This is a genomic window from Oerskovia enterophila, from assembly GCF_044748475.1.
In the GTDB taxonomy this organism is placed as follows: domain Bacteria; phylum Actinomycetota; class Actinomycetes; order Actinomycetales; family Cellulomonadaceae; genus Oerskovia; species Oerskovia enterophila.
Genome location: NZ_JBIVFZ010000005.1, coordinates 149,697 through 174,898 on the forward strand (window position 1 = coordinate 149,697; position 25,202 = coordinate 174,898).

General features: G+C 73.5%; 32 protein-coding genes and 1 riboswitch. Of the genes, 23 read left to right on the forward strand and 9 right to left on the reverse strand.

The window, feature by feature from the left end:
* Positions 1-38 precede the first annotated feature (38 nt).
* Positions 39-926: an alpha/beta fold hydrolase gene (locus ACIPWA_RS16785; RefSeq protein ID WP_400291714.1), complete on the reverse strand. Its 888-nt coding sequence runs from the start codon at positions 924-926 to the stop codon at positions 39-41.
* Positions 927-1,161: 235 nt separating this feature from the next.
* On the opposite strand from ACIPWA_RS16785, the gene ACIPWA_RS16790 reads away from it, so the two are divergent.
* Positions 1,162-2,193, forward strand: a complete 1,032-nt coding sequence (locus ACIPWA_RS16790; protein ID WP_400291715.1) for an alpha/beta hydrolase — start codon at positions 1,162-1,164, stop codon at positions 2,191-2,193.
* Positions 2,194-2,221: 28 nt separating this feature from the next.
* Here ACIPWA_RS16790 and ACIPWA_RS16795 read toward each other — a convergent pair whose 3' ends face one another.
* Positions 2,222-2,629, reverse strand: a complete 408-nt coding sequence (locus tag ACIPWA_RS16795) for a type II toxin-antitoxin system VapC family toxin (protein WP_400291716.1) — start codon at positions 2,627-2,629, stop codon at positions 2,222-2,224.
* Between the two features lie 124 nt (positions 2,630-2,753).
* Between ACIPWA_RS16795 and ACIPWA_RS16800 the strand changes: the two genes are divergently transcribed.
* Both ACIPWA_RS16800 and ACIPWA_RS16805 read left to right on the forward strand, forming a co-directional pair.
* Positions 2,754-3,197, forward strand: a complete 444-nt coding sequence (locus ACIPWA_RS16800; protein WP_400291717.1) for an SMI1/KNR4 family protein — start codon at positions 2,754-2,756, stop codon at positions 3,195-3,197.
* Entirely contained in the window at positions 3,194-3,598 is a 405-nt protein-coding gene (locus ACIPWA_RS16805; RefSeq protein WP_400291718.1) for a hypothetical protein, read from the forward strand. Before ACIPWA_RS16800 ends, ACIPWA_RS16805 begins: the two co-directional genes overlap by 4 nt.
* A 3-nt stretch (positions 3,599-3,601) precedes the next feature.
* Here ACIPWA_RS16805 and ACIPWA_RS16810 read toward each other — a convergent pair whose 3' ends face one another.
* Together ACIPWA_RS16810 and ACIPWA_RS16815 are read right to left on the reverse strand one after the other, a co-directional pair.
* The gene (locus ACIPWA_RS16810; protein ID WP_400291719.1) at positions 3,602-3,979 is read right to left on the reverse strand and encodes a hypothetical protein; all 378 of its coding nucleotides are present in this window, start codon (positions 3,977-3,979) and stop codon (positions 3,602-3,604) included.
* Between the two features lie 95 nt (positions 3,980-4,074).
* Complete coding sequence (locus ACIPWA_RS16815; protein WP_400291720.1) at positions 4,075-4,857, reverse strand: SMI1/KNR4 family protein; 783 nt, start codon at positions 4,855-4,857, stop codon at positions 4,075-4,077.
* Positions 4,858-4,960: 103 nt separating this feature from the next.
* On the opposite strand from ACIPWA_RS16815, the gene ACIPWA_RS16820 reads away from it, so the two are divergent.
* Positions 4,961-5,254, forward strand: a complete 294-nt coding sequence (locus ACIPWA_RS16820; RefSeq protein ID WP_400291721.1) for a DUF1905 domain-containing protein — start codon at positions 4,961-4,963, stop codon at positions 5,252-5,254.
* On the opposite strand, the gene ACIPWA_RS16825 is transcribed toward ACIPWA_RS16820, so the two are convergent.
* Both ACIPWA_RS16825 and ACIPWA_RS16830 read right to left on the reverse strand, forming a co-directional pair.
* Entirely contained in the window at positions 5,244-7,013 is a 1,770-nt protein-coding gene (locus tag ACIPWA_RS16825) for a SulP family inorganic anion transporter (RefSeq protein WP_400291722.1), read from the reverse strand. The two genes, ACIPWA_RS16820 and ACIPWA_RS16825, sit on opposite strands and share 11 nt — an antisense overlap.
* Complete coding sequence (locus ACIPWA_RS16830; RefSeq protein ID WP_056654155.1) at positions 7,010-7,396, reverse strand: ArsR/SmtB family transcription factor; 387 nt, start codon at positions 7,394-7,396, stop codon at positions 7,010-7,012. Before ACIPWA_RS16830 ends, ACIPWA_RS16825 begins: the two co-directional genes overlap by 4 nt.
* 78 nt (positions 7,397-7,474) lie before the next feature.
* On the opposite strand from ACIPWA_RS16830, the gene ACIPWA_RS16835 reads away from it, so the two are divergent.
* The 6 genes from ACIPWA_RS16835 (at position 7,475) to ACIPWA_RS16860 (ending at position 11,412) form a co-directional block, all read left to right on the forward strand.
* Positions 7,475-8,044, forward strand: coding sequence for a GNAT family N-acetyltransferase (locus ACIPWA_RS16835; RefSeq protein WP_400291723.1), 570 nt, complete (start codon positions 7,475-7,477; stop codon positions 8,042-8,044).
* Positions 8,045-8,172: 128 nt separating this feature from the next.
* Positions 8,173-8,703 carry a DoxX family protein gene (locus ACIPWA_RS16840; RefSeq protein ID WP_400291724.1) on the forward strand — a complete coding sequence of 177 codons (531 nt, stop codon included), beginning with the start codon at positions 8,173-8,175 and terminating at the stop codon, positions 8,701-8,703.
* 189 nt (positions 8,704-8,892) lie between these two features.
* Entirely contained in the window at positions 8,893-9,507 is a 615-nt protein-coding gene (locus ACIPWA_RS16845; RefSeq protein ID WP_400291725.1) for a DUF305 domain-containing protein, read from the forward strand.
* A 91-nt stretch (positions 9,508-9,598) separates the two neighbouring features.
* Positions 9,599-9,883, forward strand: a complete 285-nt coding sequence (locus ACIPWA_RS16850; protein ID WP_056654161.1) for a response regulator transcription factor — start codon at positions 9,599-9,601, stop codon at positions 9,881-9,883.
* 73 nt (positions 9,884-9,956) lie between these two features.
* The gene (locus tag ACIPWA_RS16855; RefSeq protein ID WP_191801683.1) at positions 9,957-10,247 is read left to right on the forward strand and encodes a DUF4287 domain-containing protein; all 291 of its coding nucleotides are present in this window, start codon (positions 9,957-9,959) and stop codon (positions 10,245-10,247) included.
* Positions 10,248-10,449: 202 nt separating this feature from the next.
* Positions 10,450-10,614, forward strand: a riboswitch (cyclic di-AMP (ydaO/yuaA leader).
* The gene (locus ACIPWA_RS16860; protein WP_400291726.1) at positions 10,615-11,412 is read left to right on the forward strand and encodes a C40 family peptidase; all 798 of its coding nucleotides are present in this window, start codon (positions 10,615-10,617) and stop codon (positions 11,410-11,412) included.
* A gap of 527 nt (positions 11,413-11,939) precedes the next feature.
* On the opposite strand, the gene ACIPWA_RS16865 is transcribed toward ACIPWA_RS16860, so the two are convergent.
* Positions 11,940-12,743: a sulfite exporter TauE/SafE family protein gene (locus ACIPWA_RS16865; protein WP_400291727.1), complete on the reverse strand. Its 804-nt coding sequence runs from the start codon at positions 12,741-12,743 to the stop codon at positions 11,940-11,942.
* A gap of 92 nt (positions 12,744-12,835) precedes the next feature.
* Between ACIPWA_RS16865 and ACIPWA_RS16870 the strand changes: the two genes are divergently transcribed.
* The 3 genes from ACIPWA_RS16870 (at position 12,836) to ACIPWA_RS16880 (ending at position 14,985) form a co-directional block, all read left to right on the forward strand.
* Positions 12,836-13,636, forward strand: a complete 801-nt coding sequence (locus ACIPWA_RS16870) for an AraC family transcriptional regulator (RefSeq protein WP_400291728.1) — start codon at positions 12,836-12,838, stop codon at positions 13,634-13,636.
* Positions 13,637-13,640: 4 nt separating this feature from the next.
* Complete coding sequence (locus tag ACIPWA_RS16875) at positions 13,641-14,273, forward strand: nucleoside/nucleotide kinase family protein (protein WP_400291729.1); 633 nt, start codon at positions 13,641-13,643, stop codon at positions 14,271-14,273.
* A gap of 190 nt (positions 14,274-14,463) precedes the next feature.
* On the forward strand, positions 14,464-14,985 hold the full coding sequence (locus tag ACIPWA_RS16880) for a hemerythrin domain-containing protein (protein ID WP_082849128.1): 522 nt from the start codon (positions 14,464-14,466) through the stop codon (positions 14,983-14,985).
* A gap of 90 nt (positions 14,986-15,075) precedes the next feature.
* Here ACIPWA_RS16880 and ACIPWA_RS16885 read toward each other — a convergent pair whose 3' ends face one another.
* A complete protein-coding gene (locus tag ACIPWA_RS16885) occupies positions 15,076-15,810 on the reverse strand; it encodes a DUF4097 family beta strand repeat-containing protein (protein WP_400291730.1) in 735 nt (244 codons plus the stop codon).
* Positions 15,811-16,149: 339 nt separating this feature from the next.
* Here ACIPWA_RS16885 and ACIPWA_RS16890 point away from each other — a divergent pair, with 339 nt between their 5' ends.
* The 5 genes from ACIPWA_RS16890 (at position 16,150) to ACIPWA_RS16910 (ending at position 21,662) form a co-directional block, all read left to right on the forward strand.
* A complete protein-coding gene (locus ACIPWA_RS16890) occupies positions 16,150-17,388 on the forward strand; it encodes an ROK family transcriptional regulator (RefSeq protein WP_400291731.1) in 1,239 nt (412 codons plus the stop codon).
* The gene (locus tag ACIPWA_RS16895) at positions 17,372-18,364 is read left to right on the forward strand and encodes a polysaccharide deacetylase family protein (RefSeq protein WP_400291732.1); all 993 of its coding nucleotides are present in this window, start codon (positions 17,372-17,374) and stop codon (positions 18,362-18,364) included. The genes ACIPWA_RS16890 and ACIPWA_RS16895 overlap by 17 nt, the downstream gene beginning before the upstream one ends.
* Positions 18,361-19,761, forward strand: a complete 1,401-nt coding sequence (locus ACIPWA_RS16900) for an MFS transporter (RefSeq protein WP_400291733.1) — start codon at positions 18,361-18,363, stop codon at positions 19,759-19,761. Before ACIPWA_RS16895 ends, ACIPWA_RS16900 begins: the two co-directional genes overlap by 4 nt.
* Positions 19,762-19,955: 194 nt before the next feature.
* On the forward strand, positions 19,956-20,771 hold the full coding sequence (locus tag ACIPWA_RS16905) for an MBL fold metallo-hydrolase (protein ID WP_400291734.1): 816 nt from the start codon (positions 19,956-19,958) through the stop codon (positions 20,769-20,771).
* Positions 20,772-20,861: 90 nt separating this feature from the next.
* Complete coding sequence (locus tag ACIPWA_RS16910) at positions 20,862-21,662, forward strand: class I SAM-dependent methyltransferase (protein WP_400291735.1); 801 nt, start codon at positions 20,862-20,864, stop codon at positions 21,660-21,662.
* Between the two features lie 24 nt (positions 21,663-21,686).
* Here the strand turns inward: ACIPWA_RS16910 and ACIPWA_RS16915 are convergent, their stop codons facing one another.
* Positions 21,687-22,286, reverse strand: a complete 600-nt coding sequence (locus ACIPWA_RS16915) for a TetR/AcrR family transcriptional regulator (protein WP_400291736.1) — start codon at positions 22,284-22,286, stop codon at positions 21,687-21,689.
* Between the two features lie 64 nt (positions 22,287-22,350).
* Between ACIPWA_RS16915 and ACIPWA_RS16920 the strand changes: the two genes are divergently transcribed.
* The 5 genes from ACIPWA_RS16920 to ACIPWA_RS16940 all read left to right on the forward strand — a co-directional run bounded on the left by ACIPWA_RS16920 (position 22,351) and on the right by ACIPWA_RS16940 (position 25,192).
* Positions 22,351-23,103, forward strand: coding sequence for an SDR family oxidoreductase (locus ACIPWA_RS16920; RefSeq protein WP_400291737.1), 753 nt, complete (start codon positions 22,351-22,353; stop codon positions 23,101-23,103).
* Positions 23,104-23,233: 130 nt separating this feature from the next.
* Positions 23,234-23,872: an SRPBCC family protein gene (locus tag ACIPWA_RS16925; protein ID WP_400291738.1), complete on the forward strand. Its 639-nt coding sequence runs from the start codon at positions 23,234-23,236 to the stop codon at positions 23,870-23,872.
* A 109-nt stretch (positions 23,873-23,981) separates the two neighbouring features.
* Positions 23,982-24,389, forward strand: a complete 408-nt coding sequence (gene arfB, locus ACIPWA_RS16930; protein WP_235535497.1) for an alternative ribosome rescue aminoacyl-tRNA hydrolase ArfB — start codon at positions 23,982-23,984, stop codon at positions 24,387-24,389.
* 216 nt (positions 24,390-24,605) lie between these two features.
* Positions 24,606-24,797, forward strand: coding sequence for a type II toxin-antitoxin system HicA family toxin (locus tag ACIPWA_RS16935; RefSeq protein ID WP_400291739.1), 192 nt, complete (start codon positions 24,606-24,608; stop codon positions 24,795-24,797).
* 14 nt (positions 24,798-24,811) lie between these two features.
* Positions 24,812-25,192, forward strand: a complete 381-nt coding sequence (locus ACIPWA_RS16940) for an antitoxin HicB (protein ID WP_400291740.1) — start codon at positions 24,812-24,814, stop codon at positions 25,190-25,192.
* Positions 25,193-25,202 lie beyond the last annotated feature (10 nt).

The following is a 25,202-nucleotide window of genomic DNA, read 5'->3' on the forward strand; positions in this document are numbered from 1 at the left end:
GCTCACCTCGCGGGAGCCCGCCGCCCTCCACGAGGTGCTCAGCGCGGCCCGTCGCCGTCGAGCACGGTCCGCAGCGCCGCGGCGAAGCCCGCGGGGTCGCCCGGCATCCCGTACTCGTCGCCCAGGAAGCCGCCGTGCCCGCTCGGGAACGCGACCGCCTCGGAGCCGAGGTTCTTGGCGATGGCCCGCGCCGCGCGCGCGGCCATCTGCTGGCCGGACTCGTCGCCCGCCGCGAGGACCACGCGGGTCGAGGCCGAGGTGAGCGCGTCGTAGGCGGGCTCGTAGTGGGTGCAGGAGATGAGGTTCTGACCCAGCAGCGGGTCGTCGCGCGACCCGTCGTCCCCGGCGGGGAAGCCGAACGCGGCCGGGTCCGGCGCGGGGAGCTCGGCGACGTCGTCGGGGAACGGCCCCTCCCAGCTCGTCAGGGTGATGAACCGCGCCATGCCGGCCCCGAACCCCTTGGTCCGGTAGGTCTCCGCGACGGCCTGGACCGCCGCGAGCGCGGCGTCGCTGTCGGGCAGCGCGGGGCCCGACGGCGGCTCGTGGGCCACGAGGGTCCGTACCTGCTCGGGGTGCTCGGCCACGAGGGCGAGCGCGTTGATGGCACCGCCGCTGCTCGCCATGATGTCGACGGGCCCGACGCCCAGGGCGTCGATCACGCGGTGGAGGTCGTCGGCGTGGTCCTCGGGGCGGACGGGCGACCCGGGGTCGGGCCGGACGCTGCGCGAGACCCCGCGAGGGTCGTAGGTGACGACCGGTCGGTCGGTGAAGTGCGAGGCGAGAGTGCCGAACCCGTCGGCGCCCATGGGCGAGCCGATGAGCAGCAGCGCGGGCACCTCGGGGGTGGCGGCGCTCAGGTCGCCGCGGACGTCGTAGGTCACGGTCGCTCCCGGTGCCTCGAGCGTGCGGGTCTCGATGTCGGTCATGGCGGAGCCTCTCGGTCGGTCGAGCGGCCCGGTCTGCTCGCGGCCCGTCTCGTGGTGTCGTCGGGGTAGACCCTGGGCGCCCCCGGAACTCATCGCGCGCGCCCGGACCAGTGTGTCCAGAGGAGGCGTCGTCCCGCGCGCGCACCGTACGCTGCCGACCTCGTCGCTGGTCCGCGGCTGCTAGCGTGACGGACGCCCAGCCCCTGTGGGCGTCGTCGAGAAGTACGGAGCACCGGTGAACACGTCGAGCGCGGCATCGGGTGCCGAGGCAGGTCTGGCCGTCCCGCCCAGGGAATCTCCTGCCGCGACCCTTGGGCGGTTGCTGCTCGTCGTCCTGGGGGTCGCGCTGGTCGCAGCGCCCGTCTGGGTCGTCGCGACGACCGGCGACACCGTGCGCCACCAGCACTGGGCGCTCGCTGCGGTCCTCGGAGCGAGCGTGGTCGCGGGCCTGCTCATCCTCGCGGTGGCCCTCCTGGGTGCCCGCCGACGTGATCGTGGTCCTTCGCCACGGCGACCGCGGGCCCGCCGGATCCTGCGTGGGGTCGCCGTGGGTATCGGGATCGCCGTCCTGGTCGTCCTGGCGGCGGCCGTCGTGTGGCTCCGGCCCTTCCCCGCGACGGCGCCCGCGCTCGCAGCTCTCGAGAGCGACGGTTCCGTCGAGGTCCGCGACGAGGCGGGCTGGATCGCGTTCGTCCCGCGGGACGGTGCGGCGACGACCGGCCTGGTCTACTCGCCCGGCGCGCGGGTGGACGTGCGTGCGACCGCCGCCGTGCTGCGCCCGCTCGCCGAGGCCGGGTACCTGGTCGTGGCGCTCAAGGAACCGCTGGGCATCGCCTTCACGTCACCGAACCAGTCGGCATCGGCGATGGCTGCGTTCGACGAGGTCGACACCTGGGCGGTGGGTGGTCACTCGCTGGGCGGCGTCGTCGCGTCGTCGTTCGCCGCCGCGCACGACGACGAGGTCACCGGCCTGCTCCTGCACGCCTCGTACCCGTCGGGCGACATGAGCACGGCCGACGTCGAGGTGACCTCGGTGTGGGGATCGCGCGACGGCCTGACGACGCCCGACAAGATCGAGGCGTCCCGCGCCGACCTGCCCGCCACCACCGAGTTCGTCGAGGTCCCAGGGGGCGTCCACGCCTTCTTCGCCGACTACGGCGAGCAACCGGGAGACGGTCAGCCGGCCACGAGCCGCGCCGACGCGCAGGCGCAGATCGTCGAGGCGAGCATCGGCGCGCTCGACCGCCTGGGGGTACCGAGCCCCTGAGGCTCGTCCACCGACCGACGGCCGCCGCTCACGCCCCCACGTCGAGCAGCGCCTCGTACGGCGCCGTCTCGACCACGCCCACGACGGCACGAACCAGGTCGGCATCCGTGGTCACGAGCGCGATGCCGCGGAGCCGGGCGAGGGCCACGTACTCGGCGTCGTACGTCGAGGCCAGGCCCAGCTCGTCGGCGACCTTCCACGACGTGCGGCGCAGCACGGCGTCCCCGAACAACCTGACCGGGAGGCGGCCGACGCGCGCCAGGTGCTCGCGCCCGACCTCGGCCGGGAGGTCGCCCCGGTGCACGGCCTCGTGCAATGCCGACAGGGTCTGCGACCGCAGGAGGGTCGGGGCGAGCAGCTCGTGGGCGTCCGGGACCTGGGCATCCTCTGCGACGAGGCGCAGGGCGGTGCCGGCGTCGACGACGAACCTGGTCATGGTGCACCTCGCGGGTCAGGGGCGGGACGTGTCGCACCCATCGTCACGCTCACCGGTGACACACGCACCTGCGTGCGTGGCGCCGTCGGGCCGCGTGTCCCACCCCGCCGCTACGGTGGCCGGCATGGCGCTCCCACCCGACCTCCTGGCCCGGCTCGACGCGGCCGTCGCCCTCTACGGTGCGGGCGAGCCGGGAACGCGCGCCCAGCTCGAGGAGGCCGTGCGCGGCCTCGGGGTAGCTCTCGACCCGGGCTACGTCGAGCTCGTCGGGCGGCACGGCGGCTGCTTCGTGGGTGTCCCCGTCCACGGGCTGCGCAACGCTCCACTGCTCGAGGACACCGACGTCGCGACCCTGACGCGCAGCTTCCGCACGGACGGCTGGGACGTCGCGGAGGAAGGCCTCGTGATCGGGTTCGACGGGTCGGGAAACCCGCTCGTCGTCACGAACGACGGACCGGTCGTGACGTCCGACCACGACACGGGGGAGCGGTACGTCCTCGCGGAGACCTTCGCGGACCTGCTCGACCAGAACGTTCCCGACCTCGGACCGCCGGAGGGCGAGAGATGATCCTCACGCAGCGCAACGTGCTGGGCGGCCCCGAGCGAGACCTCGCCGCGGCGATCGTCCTGCGCCGGGCGCTCCAGGCGGAGTGTGCTGCGGTCGAGGTCCCCGGGCTCGACGAGCTCGACGTGATGCTCGCGCTCGGCGGCTCGATCACCCCCTCGGCAGGCCAGGCGGGGGTGCGGAACGTGCGCTTCTCGCGGTCACGGCGACGGATCACGGCGACCGTCACCGTCCCTGCGGCCGAGCTCGACGCGGCCAGCCCGGAGATCGACGCGCTGCTGCCCTACCTCGCCGAGCTGGCCGCGACCGTGGCGTCACGGTGCGTGCCCGCCGAGCCGGACGCGGTGCGCGAGGCGCTCGCGGGTGCGTTCGAGCGAGCGGTGGGGGCCGCTCGCGCGGCCTGATGTTCACCGCACCGTCGGGTCCACGGCCGCGAGCCCCTGGGGCGGGTGCCGGTAGTCCGCCGGGAGACGCTCCCAGGGCGTCCAGCCGTCGTCGTCGCAGCGGCTGCGGTACCAGTGCTCGCCCCCGGCGAGCAGGTCGCCAGGAAGCGGACCTGGGGGTGGCACCCGGGGGCTCCAGGTCCCGAAGATGCCCTTCTTGTGGAATCCGGCGGCCCTGATCCGGGCTGCTGCGGCCCGCGGTGACGTGGCGAAGAACAGGTAGCTCCCGGTCCACGTGGTCGCCCCGGCGTCCTGGGCGACGACGCCGTAGACACCGGCGTCCGGGACGACTGCGCGCTGCGACCGCCGTGCGGCACGGGTGAGTCTCGCGGCCTTGGGCATGAAGCGAGCATGCCAGGCCGGGGGTGCGGAGTCACCAGGAATGCGTGGGACGGTCAGGGGGCCCGACGGCGACCGACCTGTCCCGCGCGGCGCCCTCAGGCGGCGGGGTCGCCCCCGAGGAGGCCGAGCAGGTCGGTCGTGACGAGCTCGCCCTCGGCCTCGATGCGCGACCCGCCCTCGCCGGGGCGTGACCTCGCGAACGCCGAGAGGTCGAGGCGGTGGACGCTCGTCCGGTCGCGGCCGTGACGCCGCATGAACAGACCCGCCCCCTCACCGTCCTCACCGACCAGGACCCAGTGCGGGGCGAGGTCGGCAATGTCGTGGGCCTCGTTGGCCTCGGCGAAGCGGTGCGGGCCGAGGATCGTGAAGCCGTCGGGGCGCCGCACGCCCGGCGTCGAGCGCCAGAGCTCGGCGATCACGGGGTTCGGTCCGTCACCCAGGCCGCGCAGGAGTGCGACCTGCACCGACACGAACCCCGCGAACGTCTCGGCGACGACCTCCTCGGACCCGTCGATGCCGTCGACGCGCACGACCGGGTGCTCACCGCTGGCGCTGGTCCGGTCGAGCGCGAAGGAGAAGGTCTCCGCGCCGTCGGGCTCGCTCGCGAAGCACAACCTGCCCGTTGCGAGACGCCACCCGGCCGTGAGGGCGTCGTCCGCCTCCGTGACGTGCTCCGGGTCCGCGAGCGACGCGACCTCCACGTGACCGACGCCGCCCGCGCGGGCCTCCGTGAGCCACCAGCGGTACGACGCCGGGAGCCGTCCGACCCGGGCCTCGGCCGCCCGGACCCACCTCTCAGAGGCCCCGTCCCCCGGCCACCGCCGGATCTCCGGTGTCGACTCGACGAGGTCGCGCAGCATGGCGAGGTCGGGCGTCATGGAGGCCGAGTCTGCCAGCCTTCGTGCCTGCGGGCGCGCGTCGACACGTGCCTGCCCGGGCGTCGGTGCGGCGGGCTCCGCGCGCAGGGGTGATGCTGGTCAGATGGAGATCGAGGCCGTCGGCGAGGTGTGGCACTGGCGTGGACCCGCGCCCTTCCACTTCGTGTCCGTGCCCGACGCGGAGAGCGCCCGTATCCGCGAGGTCGCGTCGCTCGTGACCTACGGCTGGGGCATGATCCCCGTCTCGGCCCGGATCGGGGCGACGACGTGGACCACGTCGCTGTTCGCCAAGGACGGTCTCTACGTCGTCCCGCTCAAGGACCGGATCCGCGCGGTCGAGGACGTCGAGCTGGGCGACACGGTCACGGTCGTGCTGACGCTCGACGTCAACCGCTGAGGGCGTCCCCGGGAGCCACGACCGCGGCAGGGCCCGGGGGCCGGGTCACGGCCCCGACCCCCGCCTGAGCCCGCGCGACGTGCGAGCGCGCATGCTCGATCGCGGGCGGGAGGTCGGCGAACAGGTGCTTCTCGTGGCGCAGCTCGTCGAGGACGCCGACGCGCGTGAGCACGGGCAGGTGGGCGGGCTGGATGCCCTTGACCAGGACCGTGACGCCCGAGCGTTCGAGGTCCGCGACGAGCTCACCGAGCGCGTGGGCACCCGTCGCGTCGACCAGGCGCAGGTGCGAGAGCCGCAGGACGACGACCAGGGCGTCCTGGTCGTCGCGGATCTGCGCGTGGATGCGGTCCGCGGCGCCGAAGAACATGGCGCCGTCGAGCCGGTAGAGCGCGATGTGCTCGTCGCCCGGCTGCGCCGGCCCCGGGAGGGGCTCGCGATGGACCGCGGCAGCCTGCGCGACCGAGCGCAGCGCGAAGAACGCCGCGACGAGCAGCCCGATCTGCACGGCCTCGATGAGGTCGACCGCGACGGTCACGACCGCCGTCACGACGAGCACCACGGCGTCCGCGCGCGTCGAGGTCAGCACGGCCCGGAGGGTCGAGACCGAGACCATGCGCACCGCGGTGACCATGAGGACCCCGGACAGTGCGGCGAGCGGGATGACGGAGACGGGACCGGTCGCGAGGTAGATGACGCCCAGGATCACGACCGAGTGCACGACGGCCGCGAGCCGCGTGCGCGCACCGGCGCGCACGTTGACGGCCGTGCGCGCGATGGCACCGGTCGCGGGCATGCCGCCGAACGCGCCGCTCGCGATCGACGCGAGCCCCTGGCCCACGAGCTCCCGGTCGGGGTCGTAGCGGTGGGTCGCGTCGTCGGGCACGATCGCGCTCCCGGTCGCCCCGCGCCGCCCGGCCGGCTCGGGGGACGGCATGGCCGCGGCGACGCGGGCCGAGAGGAGGGACTCGATCGCGGCGAGCGCCGCGACCGCGACCGCGGGGCCGATCAGCGACCGCAGCATCCCGGCGTCGAGGTGCGGCACGGACGGCAGGGGCAGGGAATCGGGCAGCGCTCCGATGCGCGCGACGGGGGCGCCGACGAGCTGGGCGACCACGGTGGCGAGCACGACCGCGACGAGCGAGGCGGGCAGTGCCGGCGCGACGCGGGGCAGGACCAGCATCACGACGGCCACGAGGGCGACGGTGCCGAGGGTCCACAGGACGGTCGGGCCGTCCCCGGACGCGGCGACGGCGGAGTCGATGGCCACGCGCAGCGGGTTGCCGCCCACCGCGCCCGTGACACCCAGGGCCGCCGGCACCTGCTGGAGGAAGATGATCGCGGCGATCCCGGCCGTGAACCCCTCGACCACGGGCCACGGGATGAAGGTCACGACGCGGCCGAGACGCGTCACCCCGGCCAGGAGCACGACCACGCCCGCGAGGATTGCGACGAGCGGTACCGCCGCGGGGCCGTGCTGGGCGACGATCGGGGCCAGGACCACGGCCATCGCGCCCGTCGGCCCGCTGACCTGGACGCGCGAGCCGCCGAGCACTGCGGCCACGATGCCCGCGACCACGGCTGTCACGAGGCCCGGGCCGGGCCCTACCCCGGCGCTCACGCCGAACGCGAGGGCGAGCGGCAGGGCCACCACGCCGACCGTGATGCCCGCCAGCAGGTCGGCGCGCAGCGTCCTCGGTCGGAGGTCGACGTCGGCGCGGGACGGCAGGAGGTCGCGTACCGAGCGGCCCGCCCGGCTCACTGCCCGGTCCGTTCGCTCGCCCCCTGGAGCGGAGGCAGCTCGTCCGCGGCGGCGAGCTGTCGGCCGGACGCGTCGAGGGTCTCGCGCAGGAAGGCGCGTGCCACGACGAGCAGCTCGGCGACAAGCGGGCGGCTCAGCCGGTAGACGACGGTGTTGCCCGTGCGCGAGGACGTCACGACACCGGCGCGCTTGAGGACCGCCAGGTGCTGGGACAGGACCGAGGCCTCGACGCCGGTCGCGGCGAGCAGGTCGGCCACGGGGGCCTCGTGGTCGGGCGCGGCGCTGAGCACCTCGAGGGCCTGGATGCGGGTGGGGTGCGCGAGCGAGCGGAAGAGCTCGGCCTTGATCGCGTAGAGCGGCGCCGTGGTGGCGGTGGTGGGCACAGGACCTCCTGGGGACTTGGTGAGTTTAGCAACTCCTCAAACCGCCCTCGTGCGTACCGTCCGTGGCATCATCGCGGCGTGCCCCTCCTCACCGAGCCCACCGTCCACCCCGGCCGCCTGAGCGCGCAGCCGATGCCCGTCCTCACGGGCGACGGCCTGACGCTGCGGCCCTGGGTCCGGACCGACGCCTCGAGCCTCCTCGCCGCGTACCAGGACCCGGCGATTCAGCTCTGGCACGCTCGCGCGATGGCCGACGTCGCCGAGGCGGAGGCCTGGATCGACTCGCGGCACGAGCACTGGGTGCAGGAGGCGGCCGGAGACTGGGCGGTCGAGTCCGACGGTGTCGTGGTCGGCCACACCGCGCTGCACCACCTCGACCTGCACGAGGGCGGGGGAGAGGTTGGCTACTGGGTCCTTCCTGCCGCACGGGGCCGCCGGGTCGCTCCCCGGGCCGTCGGGCTGCTGGTCGCCTGGGCGTTCGAGGACCTCGGCCTGCACAGGCTGCGACTCGTGCACTCGACGCGCAACGAGGCGTCGTGCAAGGTCGCGCTCGCCGCAGGGTTCGTGCCCGAGGGCACGCTCCGCGGGAGCGGCAAGCACGTCGACGGGTGGCACGACATGCACCTGCACGGGCGCCTCGCCGACTGACCGCCTGCCCGGCTCATCTGGCCCTCATCCGCGGTGGCTACGCTCGGCGGCTCATCACCCATGCGGACGTCAGGGGGCTTTCTCCGCAGAGCGCCTCGTCGTCTGCGCGCTCTCGACGAGGAGAACAGATGCCCAGCACGGAGACCGATGTGTCGATCCCGCAGACGCTCCCCAGTGACGCACCCGCGCGGCAGGGGTTCGCGCGCCGTTCCGAGTCCGCGATCACCGCCCTGGCGGTCCACCTCGCCCGATGGTCGATCCCCGCACTCCGGATCACGCTGGGCCTGGTGTTCCTCGGCTTCGGGGTCCTCAAGCTCTTTCCCGGGGCGAGCCCCGCGGAGGAGATCGTGACGCAGACGGTCGGCGCGCTGACGTTCGGCGTCGTCGAGGGCGCGGCGGCCCTGGCCCTGACGGCGGTCGTCGAGACGTTCATCGGGCTGACGCTCCTGACGGGGCGGTGGCTGCAGGCAGGTCTCGTCGTGCTCGCGGTCGCGCTGGTCGGCATGATGTCGCCCGTGGTGCTGTTCGCCGGCGAGCTGTTCGGTGACGGCATGACGCTCATGGGGCAGTACGTGCTCAAGGACATCGTCTTCGTCGCGGCGGCCGGCGTGATCGCTGCGGCCACGCTCGGGGCCCGTCTGACGTGCGACGCCCGCTGAGGGCCTAGGCCCACCACGTCCGCAACCGCAGCCCGACGGCGCCACGCGCGCGGCGCCGTCGGGCCGCGGTCCCGCGGGGCCTGCCTCGCGAGGCACAGCCGACTCCCAGACTCGGCACCTACGCTGCTCGGACGCTCGCCGCACCGGCGCCCGCGTGCCCCGGCGATCCCGAGACACACCGGAGTCCTCATGAAGAAGCTGCCCGCCGTCCTCACCGCGCTCGTCGTGACAGCAGCCCTCGCGGGGTGCTCGACCGGAGGGGAAGCGCCCCAGGCGGAGGCGCCGGCCTCGTCGGCCGCCTCGGAGGTGGCGGCGCCGGCCGAGGCGAACGACACGGACCTGCACTTCCTCGCGATGATGACCCCGCACCACGAGCAGGCCGTCGAGATGAGCGAGATCATCCTGGCCGTCGACGGCGTGAGCGACGCGACGCGCGACCTCGCGCAGCGGATCCTCGACGGGCAGGCCGAGGAGATCGGGATCATGCGTGGCTGGGCCGACGCGTGGGGGCAGGACGACCTCATGCAGATGCACTCGGTGCACGTCGCGAACGGCATGCTGACGGGCGACCAGATGGGGTCGCTCGAACGTCTCGCGGACGCGAGCGCGGGGGACGCGACAGCGGTGGCAGAGGCCGAGAAGACGTTCCTCGAGCTCATGCACTCGCACCACGAGGGCGCGATCGCGATGACGCAGGGCGAGATCGCGGACGGTGGGTACACCGACCTGCAGGACCTCGCGCAGCAGATGGTCGACGTGCAGACGGCCGAGATGGCCGAGATCGACGGGCTGCTCGGGCGGTAGCACCGCGCGCCTGCCCCGCCCCGCGCGAACGCTACCGGCCGGTAGCGGCCCGCCGTGGCTACACTCCCGGACGTCGGGAGAAGGGGGCAGCATGGTCGACAGGGAGCTGTCGGAGATCGTCGGGACGCCCCAGGACGGGGGCCGGTCGGTACTGACGACGGTGCAGGTCTCGATCCTGTCGGGGCTGAGCGCGGGGCTCACGGACGAGGCCATCGCCGGTCGCCTCGGCATCAGCGTCCGCACGTGCCGTCGGCACGTGGCGACGCTCTTCCAGGTGCTCGGTGCGACGAGCCGCTTCCAGGCGGGGGTCCTGGCCGCGCAGCGCGGCTGGGTCGCGCGGCGCGTGCGACACCGACCAGAGGGCGCGCCGTCCTGACCGATGAGTTCTGCTGGTCGGTGCGGTCTGACCCCTCGACCGCACCTGCTGGACCGAGAGAACCGAGGACCCCATGTCTTTTCAGGCGTACCTGGACACCATCGAGGACAAGACGGGGCTCACCCCGCGCGAGCTCCTGACGATCGCGCAGGAGAAGGGCTACGACGACCCGTCGGTCAAGGCCGGCGTGATCGTGGAGTGGCTCAAGGAGGACTACGACCTGGGTCGTGGCCACGCGATGGCGCTGGTCCACGTCATCAAGAAGGGGCCCACGATCGACAGCAAGCACGTCGGGTCGACCGGTACGCACCGCGATGAGTCGGACACGCTGTGGTTGGACGGCAAGGCGACCAAGCCCGCCTGAGGCGGGGCGTCCCGCCCTGCCCGACGGCGGCGCGCGCCCTCTCGCAGAAGGTGTGGTTCGTCGTCGAAAGGGATCGATGTCCGACTCGCGGAGTTCGTTACCTCACTGTGACAATCGCTCTCTTGCCATGTACCGTCGATTCTGCTTCGCAGAGAACCCTCTCGCCGGAGCCCTCAGGTGGACGCCGAACCCTGTCACCTCCCGAGGCCACGAACTACACCCATGACAGGGGTGGGGGACCCATTCTTGTGGGCACCGGAGACGGTGTCCTTGGGGTGAAGCCGCACGGACCTCGGTCCGCACGGCCGGGTGAGCTTCTCCGACCCGAACCCGACAGCTGACCTCTCAGGCGTCCAGGAGAACACTCGTGACCTCACGCACGTCCGCGCGCCATCGTGCCGCGCACCGTCCCATCACCCCCTTGACGTCCCTCGGACGATCCGCCGCGTCGAGCGTCAGCTCGGTCGCCCGCCGCAGCGCCGTCGTCGCGGCATCGTCCGGCCTGCTGATCTCGGTCTTCACGGCCCCGGCGAACGCGGCCCCCTCGACCGACCAGGCGAAGACGTCGGTCGGCACGGTCGACCTCGCCGCCGTCACCGCACAGGCCCGCGAGGCCCTGCAGACCAGCCCTGTGGTCACGGTTGCCGCCGACGCGGCGCTCGCGATCGAGCAGGCCCCGGTCGCCGTGACCCCCGCACCGGAGCCGGAGCCCGAGCCCGAGCCGGCTCCCGCACCGGCACCGCAGCGTGCCGCCGCGCCGTCGCGCTCGGTCGAGCGTGCCGCCCCCGCCGCGGCCACGACCGTCCAGGCTGCCGCCCCGGCGCCTGCGGCCTCCGGTTCGTCGGTCGTCGACATCGCCATGCAGTACGTGGGTGTCCCCTACGTCTACGGCGGCTCCTCGCCCAGCGGCTTCGACTGCTCGGGCCTGGTCCAGTACGTGTACGGACAGCTCGGCGTCTCGCTCCCGCACCAGTCCGGTGCGCAGCGCAACGCGGGCACGGCCGTCTCGGCCTCGGAGGCACGCCCCGGAGACATCATCTGGACCCCCGGTCACGTCGCGATCTACGCCGGCAACGGCATGCAGATCGAGGCCACGACCCCGGGCAGCACCGTCAAGTACAGCAAGATCTGGCAGAACAACCCGACGTTCGTCCGCGTCGGCTGATCTTCCCGCCCACGAGGCCCCGTCCACAGCACTGTGGACGGGGCCTCGTGCGTTCCCGGGCACGAGCGTGCGAGCGGGGCGGCGACCCCGGGACGTCGCTCCCTGGGCGGCGCTCCACGAGATGCGCTCCACGACCACCGCCGCGGATGAGTTGTCAGAACGTGGCCGGGCCATACCCCGGCCACGTTCTGACAACTGATCCGGGGGCTCCGCAGTCAGTCGGCCGGACCCGCCGCTACCGCCGAGCTGTCAGAAGTGGCCCGGGCTCACCACCGGCCACGTTCTGACAACTCATCCGGGGCCCTTGGTAGGTTCCACGCGTGGACCCGTCGTCGGAGACCGCCCTCGTACGCCTTGCCGCCCTCACGAGCGGTCTGCCCGAGGCGCCTGACCGGCACGTCCTCGAACCGGTCGCCGAGGCGGTCCGCGCCGCTGCGACTGCCGGCGCCTCCCCGGACGAGATCGCGGTGGCCGGATGCCTGTCGGTCGCCTGGGTCGGTGTTCTGCTCGGGAACGGGCCGAGCCCGTCAGACGACGACGGTCGCCACGAGGACCACCGCGAGCAGCACGAGGTAGGCGCGGGCGTGCACGCGGTCCGGCATCCGGCCGACGAACCGGCGCGTGAGCACGATCCCCAGGACGGATCCGATCGCCAGGCCGACGAAGGCCGAGAGGTCGACGTAGCCGAGGTGACCGGCCCCGAGGACCGATGCCGAGGCGCCGCCGGCCACCACGTAGGTGATCGACGCCGCGACGGCGACGGGTAGGCCGAGCGGGTTGGCGAGACCGGCAGAGTCCGTCATGGACCAGCCGTGGCGACGGAAGAGCGGGACCGTCATGACGCTGCCGCCCACGCCCAGCAGCGCCGCGACCGCGCCCACCGCGGGCCCGACGACGATGGTCGTCGCTCGGCCCAGCGGACGCGCGGGGCGTGCCGTGGCGAGGAACCCCGGGCGCAGCACCGCGTTGAGGAGCGTGACGGCGAGGTAGACGACGAACGCCCATCGCAGCGCCTCGCCGGGCACCAGGCCGGCGACCGAGGCGCCGAGCGCAGCGCCGATGGCGATGAACGCCGTGAGGGGCCAGAGCGCGTCGGTCCTCAAGGTCCCTGCACGGTGCTGGGCGAACGTCGCGACGCCCGCGTTGACGACCATGACCGCGGACGAGGTGGCGACCGCGACGTGCATCCCCATGTCCTCGGCGAGCGGCGCGGATCCGGGCCCCGAGAGGAGCCAGAGCAGCAACGGGACGATCATGAAGCCGCCGCCGAAGCCGAAGAGGACGGTGGTGACGCCGGTGAGGCATCCGGACAGGAGCAGGACGAGAAACATCAGGGTCCACGCTAAGAAGCGAGCCCGTGGCGTGCATCCGCGGATGTGCCAGGTTCTTTCGCGATCACGCCAGCGCTGGGTAGGGTCGCGGTGTGCGCAACACCCCGATCGACCTGGTCGACGACGCCCCCCGCGACGTTCTCCCGATCGGCACCGACTATGCGATGGGCGAGGTGCTCGTCCCGCACCGTCACCGCCGGGCTCAGCTGCTGTACGGAGCGACCGGGGTCATGCACGTCGAGACGGACGACGGCAGCTGGGTCGTCCCGACGCACCGCGCCGTGTGGATCCCCCCGGAGACCGTCCACCAGGTCACGATGTACGGCGTCAGCACGTGCTCCCTCTACTTCGAGCCCGCCGCCGCGCCGTGGGGGCCGACCACGTGCGAGGTCGTCACGGTCTCGCCCCTCGCCCGGCAGCTCCTCCTCGAGGCGGTCGACCTCCCCGTGGAGTACGACGAGCACGGCCGGGACGGCGCGCTGGTCCGGCTGCTCCTGTTCGAGGTGTCGCGCATGACGCCCCTGCCGTTGCACGTCCCGCTGCCGAGCGACCGCGCGCTGCTGGCGATGTGCCGAGCGTTCCTCGACGAGCCGGACGCGCACGCCTCGCCCGTCGCCTGGGCGGCGGCCCTGCACGTGAGCCTGAGGACGTTCAACCGCCGCTTCGGGGCGCAGACCGGGCTGACCTTCGACCGGTGGCGACAGCGCGCGTGCGTGCTGGCCGCCCTGCCCAGGCTCGCGGCGGGAGAGTCCGTGACGCGCGTCGCCGGCGCGCTGGGGTACGAGAGCCCGGCCGCCTTCTCGACCATGTTCCGCCGGGTGCTCGACGCGAGCCCGCAGGAGTACCTCGGCACGGGAGCGCGACCGAGCCGTCCCGGCGCCGTGACATCCTGACGCGATGCGCGTCGAGCCGGTCAGCCCCGAGGTCCTGGTCGCGCGGGTCGCCGCGCTCGTCGCGGAGCGGCCCCGCGCGGACGGGGCATTGCGCGTGCTCGTCGACGGCCACCCCTCGACGCACCCGGAGACGCTCGCCGACCTGCTCGTCGAGCCCCTGCGCGTCGCGGGCCGCCCGACGGCGCGCGTCAGCGTGCGCGACTTCCTGCGGCCGGCGTCGGTGCGGCTCGAGCACGGCCACGAGGACCCGGACGCCCTGCTCGACGAGTGGATCGACGTCGGTGCGCTGAACCGGGAGGTGCTGTCCGCCGTCGGGCCTGCGGGGGAGGGGCGCTACCTCCCGAGCCTGCGCGACCCCGTGACCTCGCGCTCGACGCGGGCCGACTACGTCGAGGCGCCGCCGGGGCTGGTCGTGCTGCTCGACGGGTCGCTGTCGCTCGGCCGCGGGCTCGACGTCGACCTGACCGTCCACCTCGCGCTCCAGGACGCGACGGTCGCGCGACGCACGCCGCCCGCCGACGCCTGGACCCTGCCCGCGTACGCGCGGTACCGGGGCGAGGTCGCGCCCGAGCGGACGGCCGACGTGGTCGTGCGCGTCGACGACGCGCGCCGTCCGGCATGGGTCACGCGGGCGTGAGCCGTCGCGCGGAGGGGGAGCCGCGCCGTCGGGCAGCAACCTCGCACGGCCCGACGGCGTCACGCACCCCGCGCTCGAGCATCCGGTAAGGTCTGCGCAGCGTCGCGTGCCGGTGGCAGACCGTGTCAGGCATGGAGGCGCCGGACACGAAGGAGCCCGACGATGACCACGTCGCCCCCTTCGCCCTCACGTGACTGAGGGCGAGAAGAACCACCTCGCCGAGACGCCGGAGCTCGTCGAGACCGGTCTCCCCGAGACACCCCGGCTCGTCGCCTGGAGCCGCGAGCTGCGGGCCGTGCACGACCGGCTGCGCGAGGCGCTGCGCGTGACCCGTGCCGCGCTCGACGACGGAGAGCCCGCCGAACCCGCGACCCGCGACCTGCTGCTGTTCTGCCACGGATTCTGCACCGCGCTCACGGGGCACCACGAGGGCGAGGACCGCGAGCTGTTCCCCGCGATCGCGGCCGCGCACCCCGAGCTGGTCGGGACGTTGCGGAACCTGAGGCAGGACCACTCGATGATCGCGCACCTGCTGGGCGGCCTGACGGCCGCGGTGGACCGGGCGGCGCCCCCGGACGAGCTCGAGCGTCACCTCGAGGGGGTCGCCGCGATCATGGAGTCCCACTTCCGGTACGAGGAACGCATGCTCCTCACGGTGCTCGACACCCTGGCGCTCGACGCGGACGTGCGCGAGGTGCTCGGGCCGCTCTGAGCGGCGGCGGGGCGATCGAGGTCGGCGGGGCGATCGAGGTCGGCGGGGCGGGCGGGACGGCGGGCAAGCCGCCCCCGCCCGCCCAGCACCTCAGCCCTGGGCGACCGTGACCCGCCCGTTCGACGACTGCGCGTCGAGGTGGAACTCGCCGTCGGGGTCGTCCGGCACGGAGACGTCGGTGCCGCCGAGGTCCGTGGACGCGCTCACGCGGTAGCTGCCCTCGGGGACCGTGAGCTGCACCGTGCCGTTGTCGGTCGTCGCGCGGACGTCCTGCGGGGTCGCGAGCGTGAGCTCGATCGACCCGTTGGAGGTCTCGACGTCGACGCCCTCGGCGCCACCCAGCCCGGTCCCGGTGATCTTCCCGTTCGAGGTCCGCGCAAGGACCCTGGCGTCGACCCCGGTGAGCGTGACGGACCCGTTGCTCGTCCGGACGTCGACCGCGCCGGTCCGGTCCAGGTCGATGCTCCCGTGCGACGTCTCGCCCGTGACGGGCAGCCCCGCGGGCAGGTCCACGGTGTAGTTCGCGGAGCAGCGGCGACCGCAGCCCGCGAGCACCAGGACGCCGTCCTCGATGCGGTGCGTCTCGCTCGCGGGGTGCTCGCCCACGTAGTCGACGGTCCGCTCGATCGACAGCCCGGTCGCCTCGTCGGACCCCCGGAGCGTGACGGACCCGGCCTCGAGGTCGAGCCGGACCGAGGTGATCCCGGCGTCCTCGGTGTAGGTGTCGGTGGCCGTCGTGCGGGGTCCGAACCCGCACGCCCCGAGGGCGAGCGCCGCGACGGCGACGAGTCCCGCCGTGGCCAGCCGTCGGTGTGTGGCCTGCATGTCGTGCCCCTGTCGTCGAGATCGGTCGGTGGCCGGGCGGATGCCGGCGAGGTCTGCTCGGTGGGCCCCACCCCCCAGCGGGGCCCACCACGATCGAGGCTAGGCCGCCCGAGGGTTCCGCGAACATCGGGCATTCCCCCCATCTCCGGCTCGGGGTTCACCCCGAGAGCCGCAGAGATCCGCGCGTGAGGGTCGGAAGATCCGGGCAGGGAGCCGGACTGGGACGGCAGTCCCGGCTCGACGCGCGCCCGAAACACCCCCGATGTACTCTCGCTCGGTAGGTAACCTTCCGACCTACTCATGTCCCAGGGGAACGACCGTCAACGGAGAGCGGTAGACATGCTTCTTGCAGGAGACCAACGACTGCTCCGGGAGATCAACGCCCGGGCCGTCCTCGATGTGCTCGACGCCCACGACACCCTCGGCAGACCCGAGATCGTCGCGGCCACGGGCCTGTCCAAGACCACCGTGGCCCACACGCTGCGCACCTTCGTCGAGCAGGGTGTCGTCGAGGAGGCCGGTCTCGACCACGAGCGCCGCGGCCCCGCGGCCACGCTCTACCGGGTCGACCCGGAGCACGGCTACGCGCTCGCGGTCGACATCGGCCACGTGCGCGTCCGGGTCGCGCTGATCGACCTCGTCGGCCGCATCCGCGCCCGCGCCGAGCAACCCCTGTCGGCCAAGGACCCCGCGGCCCGCGCGAGCGTCGTCGAGAAGCTCGCCGCCCACTGCGTCGCCGCGGTGGGCCACGACGTGGGGACCGCGTCCGTCGCGATCCGGTGCGCCGTCGTCGGGCTCCCCGCGATCGTGGACCTCGACCACGCCATGGTGCGCCGCGTCCCCGGCCTCGAGAAGGGCGGGCCCACGCTGCACGCCGCCCTCGAGGAAGGCCTCGGCTGCCCCGTCCTGCTCGAGAACGACGTCAACCTCGCCGCGATCGCCGAGCAGCGCTCGGGCGCGGGCAAGGACCTGAGGTCGTTCGTCCTGCTGCGCCTCGGGATCGGGGTGGGGGCCGGGATCGTCATCGACGGCAAGCTCTACCGCGGCGCGTCCGGCGGCGCCGGCGAGGTCGCGTTCCTGCCGCAGCCCGGCCGCGCGCTCGGCGCGGAGAGCATCGGCGCCGCGTCGCTCGCGACGGCCGCGCGCGACGCGGGCCTGCCCGCCGACCTGGCGCCGCACGAGGTGCTCGACCTCGCGGCGGGCGGCGACGAGCGCGCGGTCGCGGTCGTCGACGAGCTCTCGGGGCGTCTCGCCGTGCTGATCGCCTCGATCTCGCTCCTGCTCGAGCCGCAGAAGATCTTCCTCGCGGGCGTGGCCTCCGAGGACGCGGTACTGCGCCGCGTCCAGGCGTACCTCGCCGACAGGGTCGGCATCCTGCCGATCGTGGTCGAGCCCAGCAGGGTCGCGGCCGACGCGGTCCTGCTCGGCGCGGCAGCCCTCGCGCGGGACACCCTCCGCGACCAGGCCTTCTCGGCCGCGGTCCGCCGGGCGGCCGAGTCGGGCGACGTGCCCGACGACGCCGCGCACCCCGACTCCGACCTCACCTCCCAGGAACCCGACGATGCCCGCACCTTCTGACCTCGTCGCCCGGCTCGGCCTCCCGCCGGGCGCGCGGGCGCTCATCCTCAACGCCGACGACTTCGGGATGTGCCGGGCCGCGAACCGCGCGATCACCGAGCTGCTCGTCGACGGCCACCTGGACTCGACGACCCTCATGGTGCCGTGCCCCTGGGCTCCCGAGGCGCTCGCGTTCGCCGCGAGCCGCACCGACCTGGACCTCGGCGTCCACCTGGTGCTCACGAGCGAGTGGACGAGCTACCGCTGGCGTCCCCTCACGGGCGTCGGGACCACGCTCGTGGACGCGGCCGGGTACTTCCCGGCCGACTGCCGGACGGTCGAGGAGCAGGCGAGCGACGCGGACGTCGCGGCCGAGGTCGCCGCGCAGCTCGATGCCGCGCTCGCCGCGGGCATGGACGTCACGCACCTCGACAACCACATGGGCTCGGTCTACGGCGTCGAGACGGGGCGCACGTTCCTGCCGCAGGTCTTCGAGCTCGCGGCGCGCCACGGCCTGCCCTTCCGCCTCCCGCGCACGATCGGCGGCATGGGCATGCCCGACGTCTACCAGGGGGTGCTCGACCAGGCCACGGCCGCGGCCGACGCCGCGGGGGTGGTGATCCTCGACCACCTGCTGACCCACCCGTTCGAGCTGCTGGGCGAGGGCACCGCGGAGGAGGAGGACTACGCCTCGATGAAGGCCACCTTCCTCGACCTGGTGCGCGCGACCGAGCCCGGGGTCACCGAGTTCTTCCTGCACCCCATGCTCGACGACGACGAGCTCGGCGACGTCGCGGACTTCGCGGTCGCCAAGCGCGGGTTCGAGCGCCGGCTCCTGGCCGACCCCGACGTCGCGGCGACGCTCGCCGAGGAAGGGATCGTGCGCGTGGGCTGGCGCGACCTGCGCGACGTGCAACGGGGCCTGCCGCCCCGGGTGCGCGACGCCTCAGGCGCCCCGGCCGCACGGGTGGGCGACGCCGTCGGGGGTGCGCGATGAGCGCCCTGACCACGCTGCACGACCGCCGCCTGACCGGGCTGCCCACGCGCGGCCAGACGCTCGCCTACGGCGCCTCGGCGTTCCCCGCGAACCTCATGGCGCAGACGTTCTCGGCGTTCGTCGTGTTCTTCTACGTCGACCACCTCAAGCTCCCCGCGGGCTGGGTCGCGGGCGCGATGATCGCCCACGGCATACTCAACGCGGTCCTCAACCCGCTCGTCGGCGCGGCCTCCGACCGCCACCGCACGCGCTGGGGGCGCCGCGTCCCGTGGATCGGCCTGGGGATCATCCCGCTCGTCGCGGCGTTCTCGCTCGTGTGGATGCCGCCGGACCTGAGCGCGCAGGGCCTGCTGGTCTGGTTCCTCGTCGTGGTCGCGGTCTACGACGTGGCGTACGTCGTGGTCGTCCTCAACACCTCGGCGCTCTTCCCGGAGATCTTCCGCACGACGGCGGAGCGCGCCCGGGGCAACACGCCCCGCCAGATCTTCGGTCTGGTCGGGATGATCCTGGGGACCGCGGCCGCGCCGCTGCTCTACGGGTCGCCGCTCGGTTGGGTCGGCATGGCGGTCGTGCTCGGGGCGCTGTGCCTCGGGTTCTACCTGTGGTCGCTCCTGGGCATGATCGAGCGGCCCGTCGACGAGGTCGCGGTCAAGGCCCGCGAGGCCGCGCTGCCCCTCAAGGACCAGCTGCGGTACACGTTCGCGAACAAGGCCTTCGTGACCTATGTCCTGGGGTCGCTGCTGCTGCAGTCGACGACCGCGATCCTGCTGGCCTCGGTGCCGTTCTACGTGCGCTACGTGCTCGACGGGGCCGAGGCCGACGCGACGCTCGTGCTCGCGCCGATCTTCGTGGTCGCGATCCCGGCGATCGTCGGGTGGTCCTGGGTCGTGCGCAAGGTCGGGCCGCGCAACGCGCTGCTGTGGTCGGTCGCGGCGTACGGCGTGGCCGTGGGGCTGTTCATGGTCCCGGGCTCGATGCCGGGCGCGATGGCCGTCGCGGGTCTCGTCGGCATCGGCGTCGCGGGCATGATGCAGCTCCTCGAGGTCGCGCTCGGACAGGTCATCGACGACGACGAGCGCCGCACCGGGCTGCGACGCGAGGGCATGTACTTCGGGGTCAACGGGTTCGTGGTGCGCGGCTCGGTCATCGTGCAGGCCGTGGTGATCGCGGTGGTGCTCACGACGTCGGGCTACGACGCGGGGCTCGCGGTGGCCGACCAGCCCGAGACCGTGTCGACGGGCATCCGCGTGCTCATGGGCGGCGTGCCGTTCGTCGTGGCGGGGCTCGCGTGGCTCTGCTTCTGGGCGTACCCGCTGCGCGGGCAGGACGTGCCGCCGGCCGGTGACGCGGTGGCGGACGGCGACGAGCCTCGCGATGCCGAGGTGCTGAGCCGCTGACCCTCGCGGTGCCGTGGCGCTGCTGAGCCGGTGAGGCCCTGCTCCGCGCGCCCCCGACGAGTTGTCAGAGCTGGCCCGGGCTATAGCCCGGGCCAGCTCTGACGACGCAGCTCGCGGGTGTCGGTGGGTGGGTGTTGCATGGGTCGTGCTCGCTCCGGCTGCCTGCCGGACCGACGACGGAGAGGACGACCCCGATGACGTGGTGGATCTGCCGGACGTGCGCCGTGGAGCACGCCGAACGGCCCGAGGTGTGCGCGATCTGCGCCGACGAGCGCCAGTGGGTGCCCGCGGACGGCCAGGTGTGGACGACGCTCGACGAGCTCGCGGCGGAGGGGCACGAGGTCTCGGTGACCGAGCTCGAGCCCGACCTGTTCGCGCTCGACGGGCACCCGGGGGTGGGGATCGGGCAGGAGTCCAAGATCGTGCGGACCCCGGCTGGGATGCTGCTGTGGGACCCGGTCGGGTACCTCGACGACGACGCCGTGCGGCAGGTGCGCGCGCTGGGCGAGGTCGTCGCGGTCGTCGCGAGCCACCCGCACATGTTCGGCGTCCAGGTCGAGTGGAGCCGGGCGCTCGGCGGCGTGCCGGTCCTCGTGGCCGAGGCCGACGCGGGATGGGTCGCCCGCCCCGACCCGGTGATCGAGACCTGGTCGGGGGACCGCGAGGTCCTGCCGGGCGTGACCCTGAGCCAGCCCGGCGGGCACTTCCCCGGCAGCGCGGTGGTCCACTGGGCCGCGGGAGCCGAGGGGCGCGGGGTCCTGCTCAGCGGGGACACGATCTTCGCCAACCCCGACCGCACCTCGGTGAGCTTCATGCGCAGCTACCCCAACCGGATCCCGTTGTCGGGGGCCGTCGTGGACCGGGTCGCGACGCACGTCGAGCGCTTCGCGTTCGACCGGCTCTACAACAACTTCGAGGGCGTGATCCCGGTGGACGCGCGGGCCGTCGTGCGGCGCTCGGCCGACCGGCACGCGGCCTGGGTGCGCGGGGACTTCGACCACCTCACGTGACGGGGCCGGTGCGTGCCGACGGGATCGAGGACCTGAGACCGGAGACCGGAGACCGTGGACAGCGTCGCGCGACCCCGGCAGGATGACCGCGTGAACACCGGCCCCGCACTGGACCCCGAGATCCTCGCGTTCTACTCCGACCGCTACGAGGAGGACACGCGGCTCCGGCGCACCGCCCACGGCCGCCTCGAGATGCTGCGCACGCGCGAGCTCCTCGACCGGTTCCTCCCGGCTGCCCCGGCGCACGTCGTCGACGTCGGCGGCGCCACGGGCGTGCACGCGCGCTGGCTCGCCGAGGCCGGCCACGCGGTCGACCTGATCGACCCCGTGCCCTCGCACGTCGCCCAGGCGGGCGAGATCCCCGGTGTCCGGGCGCAGGCCGGCGACGCGCGGGCGCTGCCCTTCGACGACGCGTCGGCCGACGTCGTGCTCCTCCTCGGGCCGCTCTACCACCTGACCGAGCGCCGCGACCGGGTGCTCGCGCTGCGCGAGGCCGCTCGCGTCGCGCGCCCCGGCGGCCTCGTGGTCGCGGCGGCGATCAGCCGCTACGCGGGCCTGCTCGAGCTCGCGGCCGTGGGAGAGGTCTCCGAGGAGTCCGAGCCGTCGCTGCGCCGGGCCGTGGCGACGGGACTGCACGACCCGCGCTCGGGATTCACGACCGCGTACTTCCACCTCCCCGAGGAGCTCTCGGGCGAGCTCGCGGAGGCCGGCCTCGACGCGGTCACGGTCTACGGGGTCGAGGGGCCCAGCGCTCCTGCGCTCGACAACCTGCCGCTCGACCAGGCCGAGCCCATGCTCGGGTCCGCGATCCGTGCGGCCCGCCTGCTCGAGACCGACCCGGCCATGATCTGCGCGAGCCCGCACTTCCTCGCGGTCGGCCGGGTGCTCTGACGCGCCCCGCCCGGCGAGCCCGTCCTACGCCGCGACGCCCCGCAGCACGTTGTCGACGAGCGCGTCCGCGAACTCGACCGTGAGCGGGTGGTCGGGCGTGAGCAGCCGGTGGTAGCAGGCGCCCCAGAGCTGGTCGACGACGACCTGCGGGTCGGCGTCCGCGCGCATCTGGCCACGCTCCTGCGCGCGCCGCATGACCTCGGCAGCACGTTCCCGCCGCGGCACGGTGTAGTGCTCGAGCAGCGAGGCACGCAGCTCGGGGTCCGTCTGCGCCTGCCCGATCAGCTCGGCCATGACCCTGCCCGCGGGGGTCTCGGTGAGCAGGCGGACGAACGCGTGGAGCTGCGTGCGCAGGTCGGCCGTGAGGTCGCCCGTGTCGGGGAAGGCGAGCGTGGGCTCGACGGTCGCGCGGTACCCGTCGAACGCGAGCGCTCCCTTGGAGGGCCACCACTTGTAGATCGTCATGCGGCTCGCCCCCGCGAGCGTCGCGACCTTCTCGATCGTGAAGGCCACCATGCCCTCGCGCAGCAGCAGGTCGCCGGCCGCCGCGAGGATCTCCTGACGGACCTCGTCGCTGGGGCGTCGCCCGCGCCCTCGCCGCTTGGCGGGTTCCTCGTTCGCCACTGTGTCCACCTTCCGTCGACCTACATATTGACACACTGTCCATATCCAGCGTTATATGGATGGCATGTCCATTAATCAGGAAGCTCACCCGACGAACCGCGTAGCGATCGTCACCGGAGCCTCGGGCGGCATCGGCCGAGCGGTCGCCGAGCGCCTGGCCCAGGACGGCCAGACGGTCGTCGTCGCCTATGCGGGCAACAAGGCCCGGGCGGACGAGGTCGTCACGACGATCCGCTCCGCGGGCGGCACCGCGACGGCCTTCCAGGCCGACGTGGCCGACGAGCAGCAGGTCGCCGCGCTCTTCGCGCACGCCGAGTCCGAGCACGGGGGGGCCGACGTCGTGGTGCACACGGCCGGCGTCATGCTCCTCGCGCCCCTCGTCGAGCTCGACCTCGACGACTTCGACCGCATGGTGCGGACCAACGTGCGCGGGACGTTCGTCGTCCTGCGCGAGGCCGCGCGCCGAGTCCGGGAGGGTGGGGCGATCGTCAGCTTCTCGTCGTCGGTCACCCGCCTCGCGTTCCCGACCTACAGCGCCTACGCCGCGACCAAGGGGGCCGTCGACGCGGCCACGCTCGTCATGGCCAAGGAGATGCGCGGGCGCGACGTGACGGTCAACGCCGTGGCGCCCGGCCCCACGGCGACCCCGTTGTTCCTCGACGGGAAGTCGGACGAGCAGGTCGCGGGCCTGGCGAAGGCCGCGCCCCTCGAACGTCTGGGGGTCCCCGACGACATCGCCGAGGTCGTCTCGTTCCTCGCGGGCCCGGCCCGCTGGGTCAACGGTCAGGTCCTGTACGTCAACGGCGGGATCGCCTGACCGCGGCGTCCACGGAGCGGGTCCCCGAGGACCCGGGGCCGCTTGTGCGATCCGTCACAAGCGCCGTCCAGGGGTCCGGTGAGATGGGACGATCGAGACGGTCCGAGGTCCCCCGCCGAAGGAGAGTGCCATGCGTCCGCTCGTCAGAAGGACGGTCGCTGCAGCGACCGTGATCGGCGCCCTTCTCCTGACCCGGCGTCTGACCATGACCTGGGGGACCAGGGACGGCGAGCCGTCCGACGTGCTCCCGGGCGACGAGATCGTCCCGCAGGCCGAGGCCGTCGCGACCCGGGCGGTCAGCATCGACGCCCCGCCGCACGAGGTGTGGCGCTGGCTCGTCCAGCTCGGCCAGGGCAGGGGCGGCTTCTACAGCTACGAGTGGCTCGAGAACCTCGTCGGCTGCGACATCCAGAACGCCGACCGGATCGACCCGCAGTGGCAGCGCCTCGCGGTGGGCGACGACGTCCGGCTCCATCCCGACCTCGCGCTGCGCGTCGCCGCCATGGTCCCCGAGCGTCACCTGGTGCTGCGAGGCGCAGGCCCTGCCGAGGCGTCCGCACCTCCCTACGACTTCAGCTGGTCGTTCGTGCTGCGTCCCGCCCCCGACGGGGGCACTCGCCTGATCGTGCGCGAGCGCTACGGGTACACGCGCTGGTGGGCGGGGGCGGTCGTCGAGCCGGTCCAGCCCGTGAGCTTCGTCATGAGCGCCGGCATGCTGCGCGGGATCCGCGACCGCGCCGAGGGGCGCGTGGGCGCGGCGAGCGCCTGAGGCGAGCGCCGCCGTCGGGCAGGACGCGTGTCCTGGTGACGAGGACGCCGAGCCCCGCTCGAACCGGGATGATGGTCTCGTGTCCGTCGCCCCGCACCGAGGTCTCGCGGTGAGCCCTGCCCTGACGATCCCCGAGGGCGAGCTCGCGTGGCGCTTCTCGCGCGCCTCGGGCCCGGGTGGCCAGGGCGTCAACACCACGGACTCGCGCGTCGAGCTCTCGTGGGACGTCGCCGCGTCGGTCGTCCTGAGCGACTCTCAGCGGACCCGCCTGCGCGAGCGCCTCGACAAGCGGCTCGTCGGCGACGTGCTCACGGTCGTGGCCTCCGAGCACCGCGAGCAGCTCCGCAACCGAGCGGCGGCGCGGACCCGGCTCGCGGCGCTCGTCGCCGAGGGTCTCGCCCCGCCCGCGCGCCAGCGGCGAGCGACGCGCCCTACGCGCGGCTCGCAGGAGCGTCGCCTCGCGGCGAAGAAGCAGCGCACCACGACCAAGCAGATGCGCCGCCGCCCCATGGACTGACCGGCCCGACGGCGCCACGCGCCCGAGCGTCGACCTCACGGTACGCACGGCGCGCGGACAGCACGACGGCGGTGCGCGGCCGGGAGGGCCGGCGCACCGCCGTCGGGTCCCGATTGGCGCCTGCCCCAGACGTGCGCGGCAGTTGCTAGCCCCCCTTCACGTGAAGAACAAGAGGGGGGTAGTAGAATCGTGCCGAAGCCACAGAAGTACCGTGACGTGATCAAGGCCCTCAAGGCCCTCAAGGCCAACGGCTGGGTGCTTCTGCGCGACGGCAAGGGGAGCCACGATTTGTGGGGGCTGCCGGACGAGAGCCAGAAGGCGTCCATCCCTCGCCACGGCGAGGTCTCGGCCGGGATCGTTGGACAACTGATCAAGAAGCTCGACCAGGCCCCGCAGAACTGGCGATGAAAGGAGCAAGCATCATGAGCAGCACGACCTATCAAGCACAGGTGCGCCGAGACGGCCGGTGGTGGTTCGTCTACGTTCCCGAACTCGACACCGCCGGTCAGGCACGCACCCTGTCAGAAGCCCGCGACGTTGCCCAAGAGGTGATCGGCCTCTACCTCGATATCGAGCCTGAGACCGTGTCCGTGAAATTGGAGATCGAACTCCCCGAAGCAGCACGTGAGCTATGGACCGTCGCCGCCGAACGCGAAGCCGAAGCCCGCGCAGCCGTCGCCGCCGCCGCAGCCATGCGCCGCGAAGCCATCCGAAAGATGACCCACGCCGGCATCAGCCAGGCCGACAGCGCCCGCGCCCTCGGCATCAGCCAACAGCGCGTCAGCCAACTCATTCACAGCTAGACAGGCCCAC